This is a genomic window from Pseudomonas sp. Pse1, from assembly GCF_024519635.1.
Classification (GTDB): Bacteria; Pseudomonadota; Gammaproteobacteria; order Pseudomonadales; family Pseudomonadaceae; genus Aquipseudomonas.
The window spans coordinates 72,892-92,713 of sequence record NZ_JALJRO010000004.1; the positions used below are offsets into that span (position 1 = coordinate 72,892).

At 59.8% G+C, this 19,822-nt stretch carries 21 protein-coding genes and 1 pseudogene; 9 read left to right on the forward strand and 13 right to left on the reverse strand.

Features of this window, described 5'->3' with window-relative positions; genetic code table 11:
- Positions 1 to 70: 70 nt before the first annotated feature.
- The 6 genes from NR126_RS07770 to NR126_RS07795 all read right to left on the reverse strand — a co-directional run bounded on the left by NR126_RS07770 (position 71) and on the right by NR126_RS07795 (position 3,100).
- The gene (locus NR126_RS07770; protein ID WP_027618553.1) at positions 71 to 409 is read right to left on the reverse strand and encodes a HopJ type III effector protein; all 339 of its coding nucleotides are present in this window, start codon (positions 407 to 409) and stop codon (positions 71 to 73) included.
- A complete protein-coding gene (locus NR126_RS07775) occupies positions 402 to 698 on the reverse strand; it encodes a DUF1244 domain-containing protein (RefSeq protein WP_027618554.1) in 297 nt (98 codons plus the stop codon). Before NR126_RS07775 ends, NR126_RS07770 begins: the two co-directional genes overlap by 8 nt.
- A gap of 96 nt (positions 699 to 794) precedes the next feature.
- On the reverse strand, positions 795 to 1,166 hold the full coding sequence (folX, locus tag NR126_RS07780) for a dihydroneopterin triphosphate 2'-epimerase (RefSeq protein WP_027618555.1): 372 nt from the start codon (positions 1,164 to 1,166) through the stop codon (positions 795 to 797).
- A 2-nt stretch (positions 1,167 to 1,168) separates the two neighbouring features.
- Positions 1,169 to 1,729 carry a GTP cyclohydrolase I FolE gene (folE, locus tag NR126_RS07785; protein ID WP_256829975.1) on the reverse strand — a complete coding sequence of 187 codons (561 nt, stop codon included), beginning with the start codon at positions 1,727 to 1,729 and terminating at the stop codon, positions 1,169 to 1,171.
- A 21-nt stretch (positions 1,730 to 1,750) separates the two neighbouring features.
- Positions 1,751 to 2,461, reverse strand: a complete 711-nt coding sequence (folM, locus tag NR126_RS07790) for a dihydromonapterin reductase (protein WP_105755078.1) — start codon at positions 2,459 to 2,461, stop codon at positions 1,751 to 1,753.
- A 69-nt stretch (positions 2,462 to 2,530) separates the two neighbouring features.
- Positions 2,531 to 3,100, reverse strand: coding sequence for an antibiotic biosynthesis monooxygenase (locus NR126_RS07795; protein WP_027618558.1), 570 nt, complete (start codon positions 3,098 to 3,100; stop codon positions 2,531 to 2,533).
- A 211-nt stretch (positions 3,101 to 3,311) separates the two neighbouring features.
- Here NR126_RS07795 and NR126_RS07800 point away from each other — a divergent pair, with 211 nt between their 5' ends.
- Positions 3,312 to 4,271 (forward strand): MerR family transcriptional regulator, encoded by a 960-nt coding sequence (locus tag NR126_RS07800; RefSeq protein WP_027618559.1) that lies wholly within the window; start codon positions 3,312 to 3,314, stop codon positions 4,269 to 4,271.
- Positions 4,272 to 4,274: 3 nt separating this feature from the next.
- Here NR126_RS07800 and NR126_RS07805 read toward each other — a convergent pair whose 3' ends face one another.
- Entirely contained in the window at positions 4,275 to 4,880 is a 606-nt protein-coding gene (locus tag NR126_RS07805; protein ID WP_256829977.1) for a hypothetical protein, read from the reverse strand.
- A gap of 54 nt (positions 4,881 to 4,934) precedes the next feature.
- Positions 4,935 to 5,408, reverse strand: a complete 474-nt coding sequence (locus NR126_RS07810; protein WP_027618561.1) for a PAS domain-containing protein — start codon at positions 5,406 to 5,408, stop codon at positions 4,935 to 4,937.
- 154 nt (positions 5,409 to 5,562) lie between these two features.
- Here NR126_RS07810 and NR126_RS07815 point away from each other — a divergent pair, with 154 nt between their 5' ends.
- Entirely contained in the window at positions 5,563 to 6,018 is a 456-nt protein-coding gene (locus tag NR126_RS07815) for a flavodoxin (protein ID WP_027618562.1), read from the forward strand.
- Here the strand turns inward: NR126_RS07815 and NR126_RS07820 are convergent.
- Positions 5,999 to 6,385 (reverse strand): annotated as a pseudogene (locus NR126_RS07820) (LysR substrate-binding domain-containing protein); the annotation flags it as partial. The gene NR126_RS07815 and the pseudogene NR126_RS07820 overlap by 20 nt on opposite strands.
- Between NR126_RS07820 and NR126_RS07825 the strand changes: the two are divergent.
- The 4 genes from NR126_RS07825 (at position 6,365) to NR126_RS07840 (ending at position 9,888) form a co-directional block, all read left to right on the forward strand.
- Positions 6,365 to 7,012, forward strand: coding sequence for an LrgB family protein (locus NR126_RS07825; RefSeq protein ID WP_256830056.1), 648 nt, complete (start codon positions 6,365 to 6,367; stop codon positions 7,010 to 7,012). The pseudogene NR126_RS07820 and the gene NR126_RS07825 overlap by 21 nt on opposite strands.
- Positions 7,013 to 7,154: 142 nt before the next feature.
- Positions 7,155 to 7,928 (forward strand): class II aldolase/adducin family protein, encoded by a 774-nt coding sequence (locus tag NR126_RS07830; protein ID WP_027618564.1) that lies wholly within the window; start codon positions 7,155 to 7,157, stop codon positions 7,926 to 7,928.
- Positions 7,928 to 8,830: an alpha/beta fold hydrolase gene (locus NR126_RS07835; protein ID WP_027618565.1), complete on the forward strand. Its 903-nt coding sequence runs from the start codon at positions 7,928 to 7,930 to the stop codon at positions 8,828 to 8,830. The genes NR126_RS07830 and NR126_RS07835 overlap by 1 nt, the downstream gene beginning before the upstream one ends.
- A gap of 146 nt (positions 8,831 to 8,976) precedes the next feature.
- Positions 8,977 to 9,888, forward strand: coding sequence for an SDR family oxidoreductase (locus tag NR126_RS07840; RefSeq protein ID WP_105755082.1), 912 nt, complete (start codon positions 8,977 to 8,979; stop codon positions 9,886 to 9,888).
- 47 nt (positions 9,889 to 9,935) lie between these two features.
- Here the strand turns inward: NR126_RS07840 and NR126_RS07845 are convergent, their stop codons facing one another.
- The 4 genes from NR126_RS07845 to NR126_RS07860 form a co-directional block, all read right to left on the reverse strand.
- Positions 9,936 to 10,205, reverse strand: a complete 270-nt coding sequence (locus tag NR126_RS07845; protein ID WP_105755083.1) for a bacteriocin immunity protein — start codon at positions 10,203 to 10,205, stop codon at positions 9,936 to 9,938.
- Position 10,206: 1 nt separating this feature from the next.
- The gene (locus NR126_RS07850) at positions 10,207 to 12,267 is read right to left on the reverse strand and encodes an S-type pyocin domain-containing protein (protein WP_256829978.1); all 2,061 of its coding nucleotides are present in this window, start codon (positions 12,265 to 12,267) and stop codon (positions 10,207 to 10,209) included.
- Positions 12,268 to 12,545: 278 nt separating this feature from the next.
- Positions 12,546 to 13,307: an N-acetylmuramoyl-L-alanine amidase gene (locus NR126_RS07855; RefSeq protein WP_027618568.1), complete on the reverse strand. Its 762-nt coding sequence runs from the start codon at positions 13,305 to 13,307 to the stop codon at positions 12,546 to 12,548.
- A gap of 69 nt (positions 13,308 to 13,376) precedes the next feature.
- Positions 13,377 to 13,772 (reverse strand): hypothetical protein, encoded by a 396-nt coding sequence (locus tag NR126_RS07860; RefSeq protein WP_033866149.1) that lies wholly within the window; start codon positions 13,770 to 13,772, stop codon positions 13,377 to 13,379.
- Positions 13,773 to 13,854: 82 nt separating this feature from the next.
- Here NR126_RS07860 and NR126_RS07865 point away from each other — a divergent pair, with 82 nt between their 5' ends.
- From NR126_RS07865 to NR126_RS07875, 3 genes are all read left to right on the forward strand, one after another.
- Positions 13,855 to 15,648 (forward strand): DUF1302 domain-containing protein, encoded by a 1,794-nt coding sequence (locus NR126_RS07865; RefSeq protein WP_256829979.1) that lies wholly within the window; start codon positions 13,855 to 13,857, stop codon positions 15,646 to 15,648.
- Between the two features lie 22 nt (positions 15,649 to 15,670).
- Positions 15,671 to 17,038 (forward strand): DUF1329 domain-containing protein, encoded by a 1,368-nt coding sequence (locus NR126_RS07870; protein ID WP_105755086.1) that lies wholly within the window; start codon positions 15,671 to 15,673, stop codon positions 17,036 to 17,038.
- A gap of 236 nt (positions 17,039 to 17,274) precedes the next feature.
- Positions 17,275 to 19,821: a LuxR C-terminal-related transcriptional regulator gene (locus NR126_RS07875; protein ID WP_256829980.1), complete on the forward strand. Its 2,547-nt coding sequence runs from the start codon at positions 17,275 to 17,277 to the stop codon at positions 19,819 to 19,821.
- The last annotated feature ends 1 nt before the right edge of the window (position 19,822 follow it).

Sequence of the window (19,822 nt, forward strand, 5' to 3'; positions counted from 1 at the left end):
GCTTGGGCCTTCATCAGTGTGTTTTCACACAGTCTGCAAGGCCGGTTTTTTCTTGTCCGCGATTCAGGGCTCAGCGGCGAGTCAGGGGCTGGGTGGTGAACTTCACACCGGCCAGTCCGTGGGCAATCAGCGCGCGGATGTTGCCGTGGTCGGTGCCTTCTGGCGTCGCCAGTACCGAGCGGTAGTGTTCGCCGAACGCCAGCAGGGCCTCTTTATCGCTCAGGCCTTCGAGCAGGGCCAGGCCCAGAGTCTTGCATGAGCCTTCGTTCTGGCCGGCGGCGTTTTCCACGCCGCCGTTGTTGAAGGCTTGTGGCTGGTAATCGTAGCCTGCAGCGATAAACGCCAAGGTATCGGCAAATGCATGTTCGCCGTTGTTGAGGCTGGCGCGCAGGGTGTTCAGGTCAGTCATGGGTTTTTCCTTTGGCGAACGCCGCCTGTTGTTCGGCGCTGGCTTCTTGCTGGTATTGGGCTTTCCACTCGGCGTACGGCATGCCATAGACGACTTCGCGGGCATCATCGAGGCTGACCTCGATCTGGCGCTCGTCAGCTGCGGCCTTGTACCACTTGGACAGGCAGTTGCGGCAGAAGCCGGAGAGGTTCATCAGGTCGATATTCTGCACATCCTTGCGGCTGTCCAGGTGGGCGACCAGCCGGCGAAAGGCGGCGGCTTCGAGTTCCAGTTGTTCTTGGGGGGTCATGGGGAGTCCCTGGGACAGCGGCAAGCTTCAAGCTTGAAGCTGCAAGATGGGTGACGGTGGCTACTAGCTTAAAGCTTGAGGGCTATAGCTCCAAGCTCAGCGGCTCGCCGCGAGCGTAATCGAAACCGACTCGGCAAAGCGCAAGGCGTGAGGTTTGTCGACTTCAACTTCGGCGTACAACACGCTCTGGTTGGCCATGACCAGGTCGAGCAATTCCTGGGTCATGCGTTCGAGCAGGGCAAAACGGTTGCCCTCGACATGGGCGATGATTGCCTTGGTGATGGTGCGATAGTTCAGCGCGTGGTCGATGTCATTATCGCGCACTGCTTCCTGGGCTGCGTAGAGGATGGTCAGGTTGATCAGCACATCCTGCTTGTTGAGGATTTCGTCCTCATTGATGCCAATGAAGGTCCGCAAACACAGGTCTTTTACCCGGATCCGGGCCATTCCCGGTTGAAGTTGTGGCATTGCTACTTGCTCCGTCCAATCAATTGCAGGAACTCCTGGCGCGTGTTGCTCGAGTCGCGGAAGGCGCCGAGCATCACCGAGGTGTTCATGGTCGAATTCTGTTTCTCGACGCCGCGCATCATCATGCACATGTGCCGGGCCTCGATCACTACGGCTACGCCGGCGGCGTTGGTGACACCTTGCAGCGCCTCGGCGATCTGCCGGGTGAGGTTTTCCTGGATCTGCAGGCGCCGCGCGAACATGTCGACGATTCTGGCGATCTTCGACAGGCCCAGCACCTTGCCTGTAGGAATATAAGCTACATGGGCCTTGCCGATGAAGGGCAGCAGGTGATGTTCGCAGAGTGAGTAGAGTTCGATGTTGTCGACGATCACCATTTCATCGTTGTCAGAGGCGAACAATGCACCGTTGACGATCTCTTCGACGCTTTGCCCATAACCATGACACAGGTACTGCATGGCCTTCGCCGCGCGTACTGGCGTGTCGAGCAGCCCCTCGCGATCGGGGTTCTCACCCAGGCCAATGAGGATCTCGCGGTACTGCTGGGGCAGGGTCGAGCTCATGCTGTTTCCTCGCGAGTCGGCTTACTTGACGTGCCGGCCGCCGTTGACGGTGAGGGTGGTGCCCGTGACATAGGGGTTGTCCAGCAGATAGCGCAGGCTCTGGTAGACGACCTCGCTGCCGGGCTCGAAGCCCAGCGCCGACTTGGCCAGGGCCTTGGCGCGGTAGGCCGCGTCGTCGTCAGCATTGAACAGTAGCAGGGCCGGGGCGATGCCGTTGACCTTGATTGCCGGCGCATAACGAGCGGCGAACGACAGGGTCAGGCTGTCTAACCCGGCTTTGCTGGCGCAGTAAGCAATGTGCTTGCTGCTGCCCTTGCGGGTCACATCGTCGCTGATGTGAACGATGTCGGCCGGGCTTGAGCGCTGCAGCAGCGCGGCGCAGTGCAAATTGATCAGGTAGGGCGCGAGCATGTGGACGTTGACCATCTGTGCGAAGGCGGCTGCTTCGTTGTCAGGTGTTTCCGCAATCCATGCCGAAGCGTTATGCACAATGGCGCGCAGGCAGGGTGTATGGCGCTTGAGTTCATCGATGAACGCGATAATTCCGGTTTCGCAGGAAAAATCCGCATACAAGGTGATGGCCCCCTGTTCACGCAAGGTCTGCACGCCCGGGCGCTCGGTGCGATAGCTGATGATCACCGAATGGCCGTCTTCCAGCAGGCGCTGCGCGCAGTGCAGGCCGACGCGCTGGCTGGCGCCGGTGATCAGGATCGGGGCAGGGGAGGAGGTCATGGACGGCTCGCTTCGCAGGTAGGGCAAAACTATACCAGTGCCGCGAGCCGGTTACCTCAAAGGCTGGAGTCAGTGATTTTGCGGTGCAACTTCGGCCGGCATTGACCGTGCAGGTGCACGGTGCAGCCAGTTGGCCAGCAAGCGGGTCGACAGTGGAATGAAAAAATAGACCATCAGCGGTGTCAGGGCCAGGGTGCTGATTAACACCCGTGCGAGCATGTCCAGTTCACCGAGCAGCGGACCCAGGACAAAGTTGAATAGCAGCGACACCGGGAAGAACGCCAGCCAGATCGCCACGGCCTGCTTCCAGCGTGGAGGGCGTTGATCTGCCGCGCCGAACCAGCCGTCGATGCCGCTGACCCGGTGCTCCGAGGGATGGGCAAACAAGTCGCTGCCGCGTTCCAGCCATGCGGTACGCGAGGCGGAGTGCTCCCAGGCATGCAGGGTGTGCTCATCAGCGAAGCGGAAGATAATCTGGAATTCGTCATCACCGGGCGGCGGGGCCAGCACGCCGGAACCGAGATAACCGCTGAAGTCGGTGGCCAGTTGTTCGCCTTCGCGTAACCAGGCGATCAGGTCTTGATAGCGCCCGCTGGCAACGCGGCGCGCCACCATCAGGGTGACGGGGGAGGTCGACATTTTATATCTCCGTAGGACTCGCACGTGATTCCGGGTAGGAAGCGTGCACAGCGCAGCGCCGGGGTAGTGGGCTGCACCTTGGGACAAGCAAGGAATATTCCAGATTTTAGCAAAAAATAGCGTCGATATTCGTCGGACGTGCTGCCTACTTGTGTAGGAGGTAGCATTGCCCGCTAAAATAGGATCCAAATCGCTCCAGAGTTTTTCTCTCATGCCTGAAATCATTGAGCCTGCCGGATTGTCGCTCGAAGATCGCGCAGCCAGACAAGTGAGTCTGGTTCCCATCCGAGATGTCGCGCGCTTGACCGGTGTTAACCCGGTGACCTTGCGTGCCTGGGAGCGACGTTACGGCTTGATTCAGCCGACACGCACCGAAAGTGGTCACCGGCTCTATAGCGAGAGCGATATCCGTGCGATTCGCAGCATTCTCGGCTGGATTGCGCGGGGTGTACCCGTCGGCAAGGTGGGCCAGATCCTGGCGCGGACTCAGGTCAATGAGGCGTTGTCGGACTTTATTCCCGATGAGTTGGTTCAGGCGGATTACGCGCAGTGGCAAGGACAGATTCGCACAGCAATGGTCAATTATGACGACCTTGAACTGACACGCATCTACGGTCAGGTGTTCTCTACCTATGCTGCGCCTGTGGTGTTCCAGAACATTTTCATGCCGGTCTGGAGTCAGGCTCTGCAGCACAAGGATCATTTTGCTCGAGCCAGTGAGTGGGTGATGCTTGATGCGTTCCTGCGTTCCCGGGTGATGCAGCGCCTGATGATAGCGCGGGGACCGAAAACCGCGCAGGTGGCAGTGGCCGGGATTGAAGGGCATTGTCTTGAGTTGGAGTTGTTGCTGGCCGGCTTGTATTTGAGCAGTGAGGATATTACGGTCAGGGTCCTGGCGCTCGGTAACCCCATTGATGAGTTGACGCTGATCTGTGAAAAAATCCAGCCGCAGGCGTTGGTGCTGGTTTCCAATCGCGCACCCGCTTCCGATTTCATGCGGCGCTTGAACCGCCTGGCAATGAGTGTGGATTGCCAAACGCTGTTGGCGGGGTCGGCTTCGGAATTGGCGCAAGACAAGCTGGCCGGTTCGTCGATCGGCTGCCTGGGTAATGAAGGGATGGGGATGCGCCAGCGTCTGCAGCACTTTCTCGGCGGAACGCTGGATACTTGATGCTCAGAGGTGCAGGGCGGGATGGCTCAGGCGATGCTGCTGGAGAATGTACTGGCGTAACCGCTCGGTTTCGCCGGTATTGCCCTGATTGAGTCGGTACGCATAAAAGCCTTGCTCGTTCTGCCGTTCGAAGGTCCCGCGCAACGCAATGCGCTCATACCCTGAAGGACTGAACCACAGCGAAAAGCCTTTCGGCGGCTTGGTGCGATTGCGCACTTCCAACAAGACACCCTTGAACGAAATTTCGTGCACCCATAATGCGCTTGGCTGACCTTTGGCATTATCCAGGGCGACCGGCTCTTCAAGTGCCAGGCGCCAGGGTCGCACCATCGGCCCACCTTCATAAATGCTGGGCACGCCCAAGCGTAAATGCAGCGCATGAAATTCATCTTCTTCCAGGTGCAGGGGGAAGGTGATCTGCTGGTTTTCGAATTGCGCCTGGATAGTGACTTGTTCATTTGCCGCCAGGCGGGTGAGCAGATCCCGGATTTGCGAACCGCCATTAACCAGCAGGCTCGACGACGCATCACGCACGTTGAGCTGCGGGTTGTGTTGCATGGTTCGGATGAAGTCCAGCTCATCCTGGGTCAGGAGGGCGTCGCGCTGCATGGCTAGCTCGAAGGATATAGTTACAAAGTTATTGGTGATTGTAGTTAGTGACCATTAATTCGCTAACTGGTTCTGACCGCTGGTCGCCTTCAGTGCGCGAATTTCCGCCTGGGCTTCAGCCAGTTGTGCTTCCAACTGAGCAACACGTAACTGGGCCTTCACCTGCACGGTCACATCTTTTTGAACGCCGACAAAATATGTCTGACCGTCGCTCTCGTTGTAAACCGAGGAAAGCGACAGCTCATTCCAGAATGGTGTGCCGTCCTTGCGGTAATTGCGCAGGATTTCGCGGCACGAGCCATTGCTCTTAAGGGTTTCACGAACCGTATCGAGCGCCCCTTGCTCACGATCACCTGACTGTAGAAAACGACAGTCCTGGTAAAGAATTTCTTCAGCGCTGTAACCCGTAAGCTTTTCGAACGCCGGATTCACGTAAATCAGAATGGCGTCTTCGCCTTCCTTTTCAGAAATCACTATCCCGTCGTTCGAAGCATTAATCACCATTTGCAGCAATTGCGCATTGATCATCGGGGCATCCACTGGGGGTTGAAGGGTGCCATTTATTTTAAGGCATGGCCGACGGCTGTCCACATGCCATCAGTGCTCGTTGAGACTCAATCGCAGTTTTTTTTTGCCAGCTGTTAAGATCGCCGGTCTTTGACTCAGCTTCAGGATCAGATTGATGAAAGTCGCCATCCTTTCCGGCTCGGTGTACGGCACAGCAGAAGAAGTTGCCCGGCACGCGTGCAAGTTACTCAATGATGCAGGTTTTGAGGGCTGGCATAACCCGCGCGCCAGCCTTGCCGATGTGCAGGCGTTTGCTCCCGAGGCTTTGCTTGCCGTGACCTCGACCACCGGCATGGGCGAGTTGCCTGACAATTTGCAGCCACTGTACTCGACGCTGCGTGACCAACTGCCGGGCGCCTTGCGTGGGCTGCCCGGGGCGGTGATCGGTCTGGGTGATGCCAGCTATGGCGATACCTTCTGCGGTGGCGGCGAACAGATGCGTGAGTTGTTCGGCGAATTGGGCGTGCGCGAGATCCTGCCGATGTTGCGTCTGGATGCCAGCGAAAGCGTGACCCCGGAAAGCGATGCCGAGCCGTGGCTCAATGAGCTGATCACGGCATTGCGCGGCTGACCGGGTATTCGCGCAGCAGCGCGAGCCAGGCCTGGGCGGCTTTCGACAGATAGGCGCCCTGCCGCCAGATAAAGGTAATGTCCCAGCGCAGATAGTCAGGCGCCTGCAGGGCCAGGCGCGCGACACCTGGACGTTGCAGTGCGCGTGCAACCACCCTGGGCAGCAACACTACGCCCTGACCGGCCGCCACCAGGGCCACGAGAAAATCCGCCTGGCCGCTGCGGCCGCCTTCCTTGGGCGTGAAGCCGACCTGCTGGCAGGCCTGGAGCAAGCGTTCATTAAGCACGAAACTGCGCTGATAAAGCAGAAAGGGAGTCTCTGCCAACTCTTCCAGTCGCACGCTGGTATTGCCGGCCAATGGGTGTTCAGTCGCTGGCTCTATAAACGCAGCGGACGTTACCTGCTGTCACCCTTGATTCTGGTGCCCGCCATCCTGCTGCTCACGGCTATTGCGCTGCACGCGACCTATAGCGAATACGCAAAAAATACCCATTGGCTGATGGCCGTGCTGGGTCCCGTCACCGTGGCCTTTGCGGTGCCGATCTGGCAGCAGCGACAGATGTTGATTCGCCATTGGCCAGCATTGCTCCTGGGCATGCTGGCGGGCAGCGCTGCTTCAATGGGCAGTTCGTTTGCCCTGGCTCGTGCACTGGCGCTGGACAGCTCGGTGACCCTGTCGTTGCTGCCGCGCTCGATCACCACGCCCTTCGCCATGCCCCTGGCCCATGACATGGGCGGCGTGCCGGAGTTGACCGCGGTGTTCGTGATGTTCACCGGGGTGTTTGGGGCCATGCTCGGTGGGATCCTGCTCAAGTGGCTGCCGCTGCGCAGTGCGCTGGCGCGTGGCGCGTTGTTCGGCGTTGGTGCCCACGGTGCTGGCGTCAGCCGTGCCCATGAAGTGGGTGGCGAAGAAGGTTCGGTGGCGGGTCTGGTGATGGTTCTGACCGGCTTGCTCAATCTGTTCGCGGCGCCGCTTTTAACCCATTGGCTGTGATCCGCATCACGTCATATGAGACTTATCAGCTGACTGACTCGTTGGGTCAGTAAGCTGGCTGCCAATGCAACTACCCTAATCAACACTCCTGACTAGACTGCGATCACTGCCAGAAAATAATAAGAATCTCGAGGTCCTTGCCGTGAGCGTAGCCCCCGTCCAGAGCGTGAAAAACCAGGTCAGCGCCGCTGAATGGCAAGCCCGTGTGGATTTGGCTGCCTGTTACCGGCTGGTGGCCGCCCATGGCTGGGACGATCTGATCTTTACGCACATCTCGGCCAAGGTGCCAGGCACGGAAGATTTCCTGATCAACCCCTACGGCATGATGTTTCACGAAATCACTGCCTCGAGCCTGGTCAAGGTCGATCAGGCCGGCAACAAACTGATGGACAGTCCCTACGAAATCAACCCAGCCGGCTACACCATCCATAGCGCGGTTCACGAAGTGCGGCACGACGTGGTCTGCGTGCTGCACACCCACACTGCAGCCGGCGTGGCGGTGTCCGCGCAGAAGCAGGGCGTATTGCCGATCAGCCAACAGGCGCTGTTTGTGCTGTCGAGCCTGGCCTATCACGGTTACGAGGGGGTTGCGCTGAATCATGAGGAAAAGGCCCGGCTGCAGGCCGACCTCGGTGACAACAACTTCCTCATGCTGCACAACCACGGCCTGTTGACCTGCGGTGCCAGCATCGCCGACACCTTTCTGATGATGTTCACCTTCCAGCGTGCCTGCGACATCCAGGTCCTGGCCCAGAACGGCGGGGCTGAACTGATTGCCATCGAGCCGCAGATCCTTGCGGGCGCCAAGGCGATGATCGCTGGTGTGACCCGCAGCGCACAAGGCATGGGCGGCGCACTGGCCTGGCCGGCATTGCTACGCAAGCTGGATAAACAAGACCCGGGGTACAGACTCTAATGCCACTCACCGAGATACCGCTATGCGTCTGGCGCAAACGCAGCCAGAGTCTGGTCTTCCGTGGTCATACCATTCGCTATTGGGTGGCCGGGCAGGGTGAGCCCCTGCTGTTGATCCACGGCTTTCCTACCGCCAGTTGGGATTGGCACTACTTGTGGCAGCCCTTGGCCCAGCACTATCGGGTGATCGCCTGCGACATGCTCGGTTTTGGCGATTCGGCCAAGCCCCAGGATCATGACTACTGCCTGCTGGAACAGGCCGACTTGCAACAGGCATTGCTGGCGCACCTGGGAATAGACCAGGGGGTGCACGTGCTGGCACATGACTACGGCGACAGTGTCGCTCAAGAATTGCTCGCCCGGCATGTCGAGGCGCGTGCAGAGATTGCCAGCTGCGTGTTCCTCAACGGCGGCCTGTTCCCCGAAACCCATCGGCCGGTGTTGATGCAAAAACTGCTGCTCAGCCCCTTGGGCTGGATGATCGGGCGCGCCTTTTCGCGTGATGCGCTGGTCAAGAGCTTCCGCCAGATCTTCGGCCCGCAGACTCGCCCCAGCGAAAGTGAGCTGGATGATTTCTGGAGTTTGATCGACAGCAATCGCGGCACGCGGGTGCTGCACAAGTTGATCAACTACGTGCCGCAACGCCGTGCCCAGCGCGACCGCTGGATCAGTGCAATGCAGTCGGGAGGCGTGCCGATGCGGGTGATTGACGGTGAAGTGGATCCGGTATCCGGCAGTCATATGGTCGAGCGTTATCGGGAATTGATCCCCAAAGCCGACAGCGTGCTGTTACCCGGTATCGGTCATTACCCGCAGATCGAAGCACCGGCGCAGGTGCTCCGGCATTACCTGGCGTTTCGTGATCAATTGGACTCGCCGTCGCTGAAAATCGCCTGCTCTTGATCGTCAGTCGCGGCCGCAACGGCCGCGACTGCGCAATCATCCCTGTACCTTATTGCCCACCATTCAGCCCCCGCCCAGTTGATTGTCGGCCCCCGTCCGGTGCCTGACACTGAGGTCACTGTCCCTTGGCCTGCTGGAGTTGGGTAATGAATGAGTCTGTGCGCTTTGAAGATAAAGTCGTGATCGTCACCGGTGCCGGTGGTGGCCTGGGACGGGCCCATGCCTTGTTATTCGCCAAACAGGGGGCCAGGGTGTTGGTCAACGACCTCGGCGGTTCCACCCAGGGCGAGGGCGCCAACGCCTCGGCGGCTGACCGGGTGGTCGCCGAAATCCGTGAGGCGGGCGGCACCGCCGTGGCCAACCATGACTCGGTGACTGATGGCGAGAAAATCGTCCAGCACGCCCTCGACGCTTTCGGCCGTATCGACGTAGTGGTCAACAACGCCGGCATCCTGCGGGACAAGACGTTCCACAAGATGGACGACAGTGATTGGGATCTGGTTTACCGGGTCCATGTCGAAGGCGCCTACAAAGTCACCCGCGCCGCCTGGCCGCACATGCGCGAGCAGAACTACGGGCGGGTGATCTTCACCGCGTCCACTTCGGGCATCTACGGCAACTTCGGCCAGTCCAACTACGGCATGGCCAAACTCGGCCTGTACGGTCTGACTCGCACCCTGGCCCTCGAAGGCCGCAAGAACAACATCCTGGTCAACGCCATCGCCCCCACCGGCGGCACGCGCATGACCGAAGGCCTGATCCCGCCGCAAGTCTTCGAACAACTGAAACCGGAACTGGTCAGCCCGCTGGTGGTGTACCTGGCCAGCGAAAACTGCCAGGAAACCTCGGGTCTGTTCGAGGTCGGCGGCGGCTGGATGGGCAAAGTGCGCTGGGAGCGCAGCCTCGGCGCCGGCTTCGATCCACGCGAAGGTTTCTCCCCGGAAGACGTCGCCGCCCACTGGCAACAGATCTGCGACTTTGAGGGCGCGGCGCATCCAAAGGACAACATTGAAGCGTTGAAAGAGATGATGGGTAATTTGCAGAAGTATGCGTTGTAAGCGGGGGCCTGGATCGAGCGCAAGGGAGGGCTTGCGCTCGATGTTTTTTACGATAGATCGTCGGCTTTGAAGCCCGGTTTGTTGTTGGCTGCACGCCAGGTTTTTATCGCGTTGAGTACGCCGGCGGGACTGTCTTCCACGCCTTCTTCCGGGTAGTACAAAACGCCGTTTCCGTAAGGGTGCTCGGAAGTTCTCGCGATGTTTTCAACAAATGAGTCGCGCTCTTCTTCGGACGAAAAGCCCCCCTGGAACAAGCGTTCTATAAGGCCCAGGTATTCGGCTTCTGTGTACTCTTCAAGTTTCTGTTTGAATTGCATTTCACTGCCCTCCCTTGTTTGAGTGGGTTTCGATGTGCTGCTTGGGTGTTAGCAGGCGAAGATTGTCCATATCGTAAACCTGGCCCCCTCCACTGATCTGTTCGACGTGATGGATCTCGAATTTTGTCCGCCTTCCCACTTGCTCAGACGGAGGGGCAAAAGGAGAGTGCCCCTCACTCATACCGATTTTGTTAAGCCTAGTAAATTGGTCTCTCAGTAATGCATCTTCAGCTATCGCTTTCCAAAAAGCCTCTCGAAAAGCCCGAAACGTTTTGAACTCCCGCCCTTTTAGCTGAGCTGCAATCTGCGATGGCACCGCCGCGCCTGCCGGCTGTGATGCTGCTCCCAACCATGCGCCGGACACCTCCTGTCCACTGCCGCTTGCGACACCCGGCTCGTTCCGTCGGTCCCTGAACATTGTGTAGATCGGCGGGATACCGGAATCGCTTGGGAATACGGTGATGAATCCGCCGAAGTTGTATAGATCCAGTTGCGGGAACTCATCGCCCCGTCCTTGTGCCGGGGTGACGATGGCGCCTTGGTAAATCTGCGGGTCTGTTTCGACGACTGGAAAGGCAGTCACTACGCCCGGCACGTCGACCAGAGGTGTCCAGGTCAGCTTGATGGACTGCGGACCGGTTCCGGTCGAAACGTAGAGATTTTTCTCCGAATCAAACTGTGCAAGTCGCACCGGCACATCGGCAGGCACGGATACACCGTCGGTAGTCGCGACAACGAACCGGGTTTGATTGCCCGATGTGCTCGAACCCAGCCTCACCTTCAATGTGATGTGCCCTTGCACTGCCGCCGTTTCGTGCAGGTTGTTGGGCTGTTCGGGGCTAAGATCGGACAGCGGAACACTCAGCGAGTAAAGGTCGCTATTACCCAATGGCGAAGGGGCGAGGAGTGCGGCGAAGCCGGCGATAATCGGCGTTGCTGAGGTGGCAAGTGCGGTGAGTGCACCGGACACTGCGGTGCGCAGTGCATTTTGCAGTGCGAGGGTCGTAACAGGGTTGGCAAGGACGCTGCCTGCCGTGGTGGCAAAAACCGGACCCACTGCCGACATCGCGCCCGATTGAGCGAAGGTGGGTGATTGCTGATGAGTCTGCTCCTGTAGGCGTTTTTGCGCTTCCTGATGCTCTCTTTCCAGGCGCAGTGTCTCGGCTTGGCGTTGCGCTTGTGCCAGCAGTTCAAGGCGAGCCTGTTCTACCGCTAGCTGCTGCGCGGCGGCTGCAGCCGCTAGTTCGGCCTGTTCGTTGGCCAGTCGCTGAGTCTCTGCCAGCGCTGCAAGTCGAGCTTGCTCCCGGGCTTGGGCTTCTGCCTGTTCAGCGGCAAGGCGCTGTTCGTTGGCCACCTGCTGTTCAACGACGATGCGCCGTGCTTCAGCCTCTGCTGCCATACGCGCCAACTCCGCAGCCACCCGTTGAGCTTCCTGCTCCGAAATCAGTCGCGCCTGTTCGTCCGTTTGTACGGCTGCAAGAAAGTTCTGTACCGCAATCTGCTGCTGATTCAAACGTTGGATGGTTTCTTGAAGCAGGCGTGCTGACCATGCTGCTTTGTACGATCGAGTCCATTGCTCGACAGCTTGTCCATTAGGTGTCTGTACAGCGGCGAATCTTTTGGCTTTGGCGAAAAAGTCCGTTCGACCTATAGGGTCTGCGCCGTAAAACGCGTTGGCAAGGGCGGTTTGAACGTGGTATTCGGCGGTTTTGCGCAGCAGCAGGGTATTGCGAACCTGTAGCTCCCGTTGAATCGCTTGAACGGGAGGCAAGGGGTGGGTTGTGCCTTCGGTGCGAACCGCCGCAAGGTCATCTTCAATTGTTTGGGCGAGGGTTTGGAGTTTGACCTCGTGCTCCTGAAGGACCGTTTCAACCGTTGCATCCAGTGCGTCAGCTGTCAGCTTCGTCAGATGCTTGTGGAGAGGTTCCATGGCGCCTGGCGACGGCGAAAATCTGGGGCCAGAGTTGTTGCCGAAGCCTCCCCCTATTTCATCCTTGCCCGGGGAGGGTTGGGCTCCGATATAAGTAGCGGGCAGATACAACGTTCCTTGTTGATAACTCATGTATTCATTTCTCTCGTTCGAGCTATTTGCGGTGTGCTCAGTCACGGTCTAGTGGGGCGGCTTTTTCGTTTTTAAGGTTACAGAGAATTTCATGTTGCTTGGGCGCAGAGAGTTGTGCGAAATATCAATGAATTTCGTATGTTTTCGGGAATAGTTAGAGATATTTCGTAATTTGTTCGCGGGTTCTTACAATTGGTTTTGCTGAATATAACTAAAACTTAATCACTGAGTTTGCAGTGATTAAGTTTGTTTTTTTTGCGGCAAATAGTGCGTCGTGCTCAACTCACGTATTTGCTCACCAACGCCTCCAGACGCGCCGCCGTTTCCGCATCCATTACCCCGTCATATTTCTCCGCGCGAAAGTGCAATTGAAACCCGCGCACCAACTGTTTGAACCCAGCCTCGGTAGTCGCCCCTGACGTGTCATAGCCATAGTCCTTGAAGCGCTTGAGCAAAGTCGCTCGATCCGGCAAGCCGGATTGCCGGTATTGCGCCAGGTAGCGGTCGCGGCAGGCGTCGTCGAACCAGGCACCGATGCCCTTGAGGTACAGCGCATGCCAGGGGAAGGCGGCGCCGGGGTCACTTTTACGCCCGATGGAAATGTCCGAGTGGCCGACGACGTTGCGTGGGCCGATGTCCGGGTAGCGTTTGAGAATGTCCTTCGCCAGTTGCTCGATGGCGGCGATCTGATTGGGTTCATAGCGCGGGAAGGTAAATTGGCCGCCATTGTCGATGGCCACATTGACGATCTCGATACCAATGGACGTGTCGTTGAGATTACTGCGTCCAGCCCACTGGCTGACGCCGGCATGCCAGGTGCGTTGTTGTTCATCAGCCAGTTTGAAAATTTCCAGGTCACGAAATCCGGCTTGCCGATAGCTATCGTCTCCGGTGTCCGGAATCAGATAGTGAGCGCTGACGGCAGGGCCGGTGAGGGCGATGATCGAACTGGAAAAGTTGGCGGCGGTGTAATGGAAGACCAGGAAGCGGATACGTTGATTGACGGCCTTGGCACGATACTGAGCGTTGATTGCGAACATGGTTGAATTCCCTTTCGTTAGTTGAGTGGTGAGTGGCACGTCACCAACTATCGGAAGGTAGCAACCCGGTCAGGATTGAGTTGTCGTGTCTTTCTGCAAGTTATGTAGGACAACATCGCCGCGTAACTGAGTAAATTTTTCCATAAAAAAGGCCGCTGCACAGGCAGCGGCCAAAGTAAGACGTTGGATCAAGGAGCTACAAATCAACGTCAGTGAACAGCGGGAGACGAATTGAACAATCAGCGTGCAACCCATCGAAATCGGCTGGCGGGGCAACTTGCCGCGACCACCAATAAAGCTTAAGTCCTTATCGCCAAAGGAAAAATAGCGATTCGCGACATGCACTGTTACGTCATCGGCAACAGTCGGCCGGATCATCGGTTTGATTGATGCCCCTCCATCCAGCCAATCCATACCCGGCGCAAAGCCCCGCCAGCTAAGGGCATTCACTCTTTGGAGCGACACCGCGAATACCTCCTTGGTGCGCTTATCGACCCTGATGGGCGGCAGTAGGGTGTGGCCTTCAGTCACTCACCGGGGAAGACGCATGACAAAAACAACAATGCGCGCCATCTTCACGCCGCACGCGCTTGCCGTGGCGGTGGCCTTGGGCTGCTGTGCCCAGGCGCAGGCGGTTGATTTCAATCTGGGGGAAATCGAGGGCACGTTCGACTCCTCGTTGTCGATCGGCGCGAGCTGGGGCATGCGCGACGCCGACAACGCGCTGGTGGGCACGGTCAACGGCGGCTCCGGGCAGTCATCGACGGGTGACGACGGCCGCCTGAACTTCAGCAAGGGTGAAACTTTTTCGAAGATCTTCAAGGGGGTCCATGACCTGCAACTGAAGTACGGCGACAGCGGTGTATTTGTCCGCGGCAAATACTGGTACGACTTCGAACTCAAGGACGAGAGCCGGCCATTCAAAGACATCAGCGACCACAATCGCAAGGAAGGCGCGAAATCTTCCGGTGGGCAGATCCTCGACGCGTTCGTTTATCACAACTACTCGATTGCCGACCTGCCAGGCACCGTGCGCGCCGGCAAGCAAGTGGTCAGTTGGGGGGAAAGTACCTTCATCGGCAACTCGATCAACAGCATCAACCCGATAGACGTGTCCGCGTTCCGCCGTCCGGGCTCCGAGATCAAGGAAGGCCTGATTCCGGTCAACATGCTGTTCGCCACCCAGAGCCTGACTGACCGCTTGACGGTCGAGGGCTTCTATCAGTTGGAGTGGGACCAGACCGTTGTGGATAACTGTGGGACCTTCTTCGGCAACGACGTGGTCGCCGACGGCTGCGTCAACAATTACACGGTCGCCAGCCCGGCGATCCGTCCGCTGCAGCCGATTGCCGCAGCCTTTGGCCAGGGTTTCGAAGTGACCTCGGAAGGCGTGGTGGTACCCCGTGGTGGCGACCGTGACGCGCGCGATTCGGGGCAGTGGGGCACCGCGTTGCGCTGGCTTGGCGATGACACCGAGTACGGCCTGTACTTCATGAATTACCACAGTCGTACGCCCACGGTCGGCACGGTCACCGCAGGGCTGTCGACGCTCTCGGCGTTGCCTGGCATCGTCGGTACGGCCAACGCGATTGCCCCCGGCACCGGCTCGGCGCTGGCGCAGAGCGTGATGCTCGGTCGCGGCCAGTACTACCTCGACTACCCGGAGGACATTCGCCTGTATGGCGCGAGCTTCTCCACCACCTTGCCCACCGGCACCGCCTGGACCGGTGAAATCAGCTACCGGCCCAATGCCCCGGTTCAGGTCAGCACCAATGACTTGACTCTGGCCCTGCTCAACCCGATTGCCGGCGGCGCCTTGTCGCCGATCAGCACCACGCCAGGAGCCGACAACAAGGGCTACCGCCGCAAGGAAGTGACCCAGGTGCAAAGCACTCTGACGCACTTTTTCGACCAGGTCATGGGTGCCCAGCGCCTGACCCTGGTGGGTGAGGCGGCGGTGGTGCGGGTCGGTGGTCTGGAGTCGCGCAGCAAACTGCGTTACGGGCGTGACTCGGTTTACGGCCAGTACGGTTTTGGTGGCGACACCGATGGCTTCGTGACTTCCACCTCCTGGGGCTACCGCGCCCGGGCGATCCTCGATTACGCCAACGTGATCGGCGGGATCAACCTCAAGCCCAACCTGTCCTGGTCCCACGACGTCGCCGGTTATGGCCCCAACGGTTTGTTCAACGAAGGCACCAAGGCGGTCAGCGTCGGCGTCGATGCCGACTACCGCAACACCTACACCGCGAGCCTCAGCTACACCGACTTTTTTGGTGGCGACTACAACACCCTTGAAGACCGCGATTTCCTGGCCCTGAGCTTCGGCGTGAACTTCTGATCTGGCTGAAAAGGATGACCTTATGCGCAAGATGATTCTGCAATGCGGTGCCCTGGCCTTGACCCTGCTGGCGGCCAACGTGATGGCGGCAGTGTCGCCGGAAGAAGCCAACAAGCTCGGCACCAGCCTGACCCCACTGGGTGCGGAAAAGGCCGGCAACGCTGACGGCTCGATCCCGGCCTGGACGGGTGGTCTGCCGAAAAATGCCGGGGCGGTGGACAGCAAGGGCTTCCTCGCTGATCCGTTCGCCAGCGAGAAACCCCTGTTTACCATCACCGCGGCCAACGTCAACCAATACAAGGACAAGCTTTCCGAGGGCCAGGTGGCGATGTTCAAGCGCTACCCCGAGACCTACAAAATCCCGGTCTACCCGACTCACCGCAGTGTGGCGCTGCCGCCGGAAATCTACGAGTCGGCCAAGCGCAGCGCGCTGAATGTAACCAGCATCAACGACGGTAACGGCCTGGCCAACTTCACCGGCAATCGCTACTACGCCTTCCCGATTCCGAAGAACGGCGTCGAGGTGTTGTGGAACCACATCACCCGTTATCACGGCGGCAACCTCAAACGCATCATCACCCAGGTGACCCCGCAGACTAACGGCGCCTACACGCCGATCCGCTTCGAAGAAGAAATCGCCGTGCCGCAACTGATCAAGGACCTGGATCCGGAAAAAGCCGCCAACGTACTGACCTTCTTCAAGCAGTCGGTGACCGCCCCGGCGCGCCTGGCCGGTAATGTGCTGCTGGTCCATGAGACCCTTGACCAGGTCAAGGAACCGCGCCTGGCCTGGATCTACAACGCCGGCCAACGCCGGGTGCGTCGCGCGCCACAAGTGGCCTATGACGGGCCGGGCACGGCGGCGGACGGACTGCGCACCTCAGACAACTTCGACATGTTTTCCGGTGCGCCGGATCGCTATGACTGGAAGCTGATCGGCAAGAAGGAAATGTACATCCCGTACAACAGCTACAAGCTCGATTCGCCGAGCCTGAAGTACGACGACGTGGTCAAGGCCGGGCACATCAACCAGGACCTGACCCGCTATGAACTGCACCGGGTCTGGGAAGTGATTGGCACGGTCAAGCCGAGCGAGCGGCACATCTATGCCAAGCGGCACATGTACCTCGACGAGGACAGCTGGCAAGTGGCGCTGGCCGATCACTACGACGGGCGCGGGCAACTGTGGCGCGTCGCCGAAGGTCACGCGCAGTTCTACTACGACCACCAGAACCCGGCCTACACCCTGGAAGCGCTGTACGACATCATTGCCGGCCGCTACATCGCCCTAGGGATGAAAAACGAAGAGAAGCGCAGTTTCATATACGGCTTCGAGGCCAGGGCTGCGGATTACACGCCGGCGGCGCTGCGGGCGGAGGGGGTGCGTTAAGCCTCGTGTTCCCGGTTCAGGCCGGGATATTTGTGGCTAGCTTTAAACCCCTGTGGGAGCGCCGCCCGGGCTGCTCCCACAGATTCAACAGTGGCATCGCTCACGTGGCTGGCAGGACAAATGGCGACCCACCGGTCGCCATTTTTTATGGCACTCGATCAGCCTGCTGAATCTTTCTCAACAAGGCCACCGTTGAGGGCTAGGGTGGCGGCACAACTATAAAAAGGTCCGCTGCAATGACTGCCATGACACGCTGTCTGGATCGCCCGGGATCGGTGCCACGTTTGTCGGCCTTGCACGTCAATCGCGCGCGCCTGGCGCAGCCGCTGCTGAACTCGTCGGCGCGGGTGAAATTACTCTGTGCCCCGGCAGGCAGCGGCAAGAGCGCGCTGTTCGCCGAGTGCCTGGCGCAAGCTCCCGCAGGGTGCACGGTGCACTGGCTGGCGCTGCACGGCATGGCGCAAAGTCCGGAGCAATTGTGTAGCGCGCTGGCCCAGACGCTGGGGCTGGAGGCACAGGACGAAGTACAGTTGCTGGCCAGCCTGGCGCAGCTGACGACCCCGGCCTGGTTGTTTATCGACGACTACTGCCGAGTTCCGGCACCTGAACTGGACGCCTTGCTCGATCGCCTGTTGAGCGCCAGCAGCCCGGCGCTCACCTGGTGGCTGGCTGGTCGGCGGCGACCACACTGCAATTGGCCCCGCCTGTTGCTCGACGACGACTTGTACGAGGGGGCGGCGAGCGAGCTGGCCTTCAATCGTGGCGAGATCCAGCAGTTGATCGCGCAACTGCCCCATGACCTGTGTGCCAATGCCTGCGAGCGGATCTTCCAGCGCAGCGGTGGCTGGTGCGCGTGCGTCAGGGTGGCCTTGCAGGACAGCAATGGCCGCAGTGCCGATGAACTGAAGAGCGGTCGCTCGGCAATCATGCTCGATTATCTGCACCATGAATTGTTCAGCAGTCTGTCGCCGGAACTGGCCCAGGCCTGGCGCGTGCTGGCGCACCTGCCGCGATTCAACCTGGGCCTGTGCGAGCACTTGTTCGGCGCGGGCGAGGGCGGGCAATGGCTGCGCGCCTTGCAGGAACGGGGGTGTTTCATCGAACCCTGGGAGCAATCGGATGACTGGTTGCAAGTATTCCCGCCACTGGCGCAACTGGTCCGCGACGATGGTTGGGAAGCCGGACGCTCCTGGCATCGACGGGCTTGCCAGTGGTTCGTCGCCCAGCAGGATTGGCAGGCAGCGTTCGACCAGGCGCTGCAGGCCGAAGCGTTCGAGATGGCGATCAGTCTGCTGCAGCATTTCGGCTTCGAGCAGCTATTCGAGCAGCGCAACGCTGTCCTGCTGTTGCATCTGTACGAACAGCAGGGCGCCGATCTGTTGCTGTGCAGTGCCCACCTGATCGGCCTGGTGACCGCCGCCTTGTTGTTTGCCGGACGCTTCGAGGAAGCCGCGGCGTGCATCGAGCACATGGCCCGATTTTCCCCGCAACCCACGGCTGATACCCAGCGCGAACTGGTTGCACGCTGGCAGGCGCAACAGGGTTGGCTGCTGCACCTGCAAGGGCGGATGGCGCCGGCGCGTGAGCACTTCATCGAGGCGCTGGAGGCGTTGCCGACTCACGCCTGGCCGGCGCGCTTGCTGTGTTTGTCGGGGCTGACTCAACAAGCCTTGCTGTGCGGCGAACTGGAGGTTGCCCAAGGCTTGAACCGGGATGCACTGTGCCTGGCGCGCGCCCAGGGGGCGTTGTTGTTCGAAGGGCTGCTGGAGCTCGACCACGCGCAAATCCTCGAGCAGCGTGGTGCCCCCCATCGAGCGCAAAACCTGCTGGATGGGATCCAGCAGTTGCTGGCCCGCCAGGCCGGTTCAGCGACGCCGCTGCTGGGACGGATCGCCCTGCGCCGCGGCCGGTTGGCCTTGAGTCTGGGGCAGGACGACGAGGCCACCGAGTTTTTCGAGGCGGGACTGCAAGAGTGTCTGCGCAGCCATGACAAGCGGGTGCTGTACGGCTATCTGGGGCTGGCAGAAGTTGCGGCCAATCGCAGCGATTTCGCCGAGGCTTTCGTTTACCTGCGTGATGCCGAGCGGATGATGCAGCGCCGGCATATTCCCGAAACGGTCTACCGTGGCGTCCTGTTGCAGGTCAGCAGCGACTTCTGGCTGCAGCAAGGGCGTGCCGAACTGGCCCTCGAGGCGCTGACCCGAGTGCTGCGTCACTTCCACGGGGCACAGGCCCGGCAAGCCCCGCCGGCGACTCTCGAACTGATCCCGCGCCTGCGCTATCTGCGGGTGTTGGCCGAGGTGCAGCTCAAGCAGGCGAGCCAACCTCTGGCCCAGCTTCAGACGCTGCTGCAAGAAGCCCGGCAATCGGCAATGCTCGGGCTGGAGGTGGAATTGCTGCTGATCATCGCGCAGGTGACATGGCTGCTGGAGCGTCCACTTGATGCACGGCAAGCGTTGCAGGAGGCTCGACAACTGGCCGAGCGCTGTCACCTGCAGCAACCGCTGAACGCCTTGCAGCGGCAAGTGCCGGGTTTATTCGCGGCCGTTCAGCCGGTGCCGGCATCGAACCAGGCCTGTCGCGGCGACAACCCGCTGAGTCAGCGCGAGATGGAGGTGCTGCAGTTGATTGCCCAGGGCAACTCCAATCTGCAGATCGCCGAGCACTTGTTCATTTCCCTGCATACCGTCAAGACCCACGCCCGGCGCATCAACGGCAAGCTCGCGGTGGAGCGGCGTACCCAGGCGGTGGCCAAGGCCAAGGCGCTCGGGTTCTTCGCCTGAG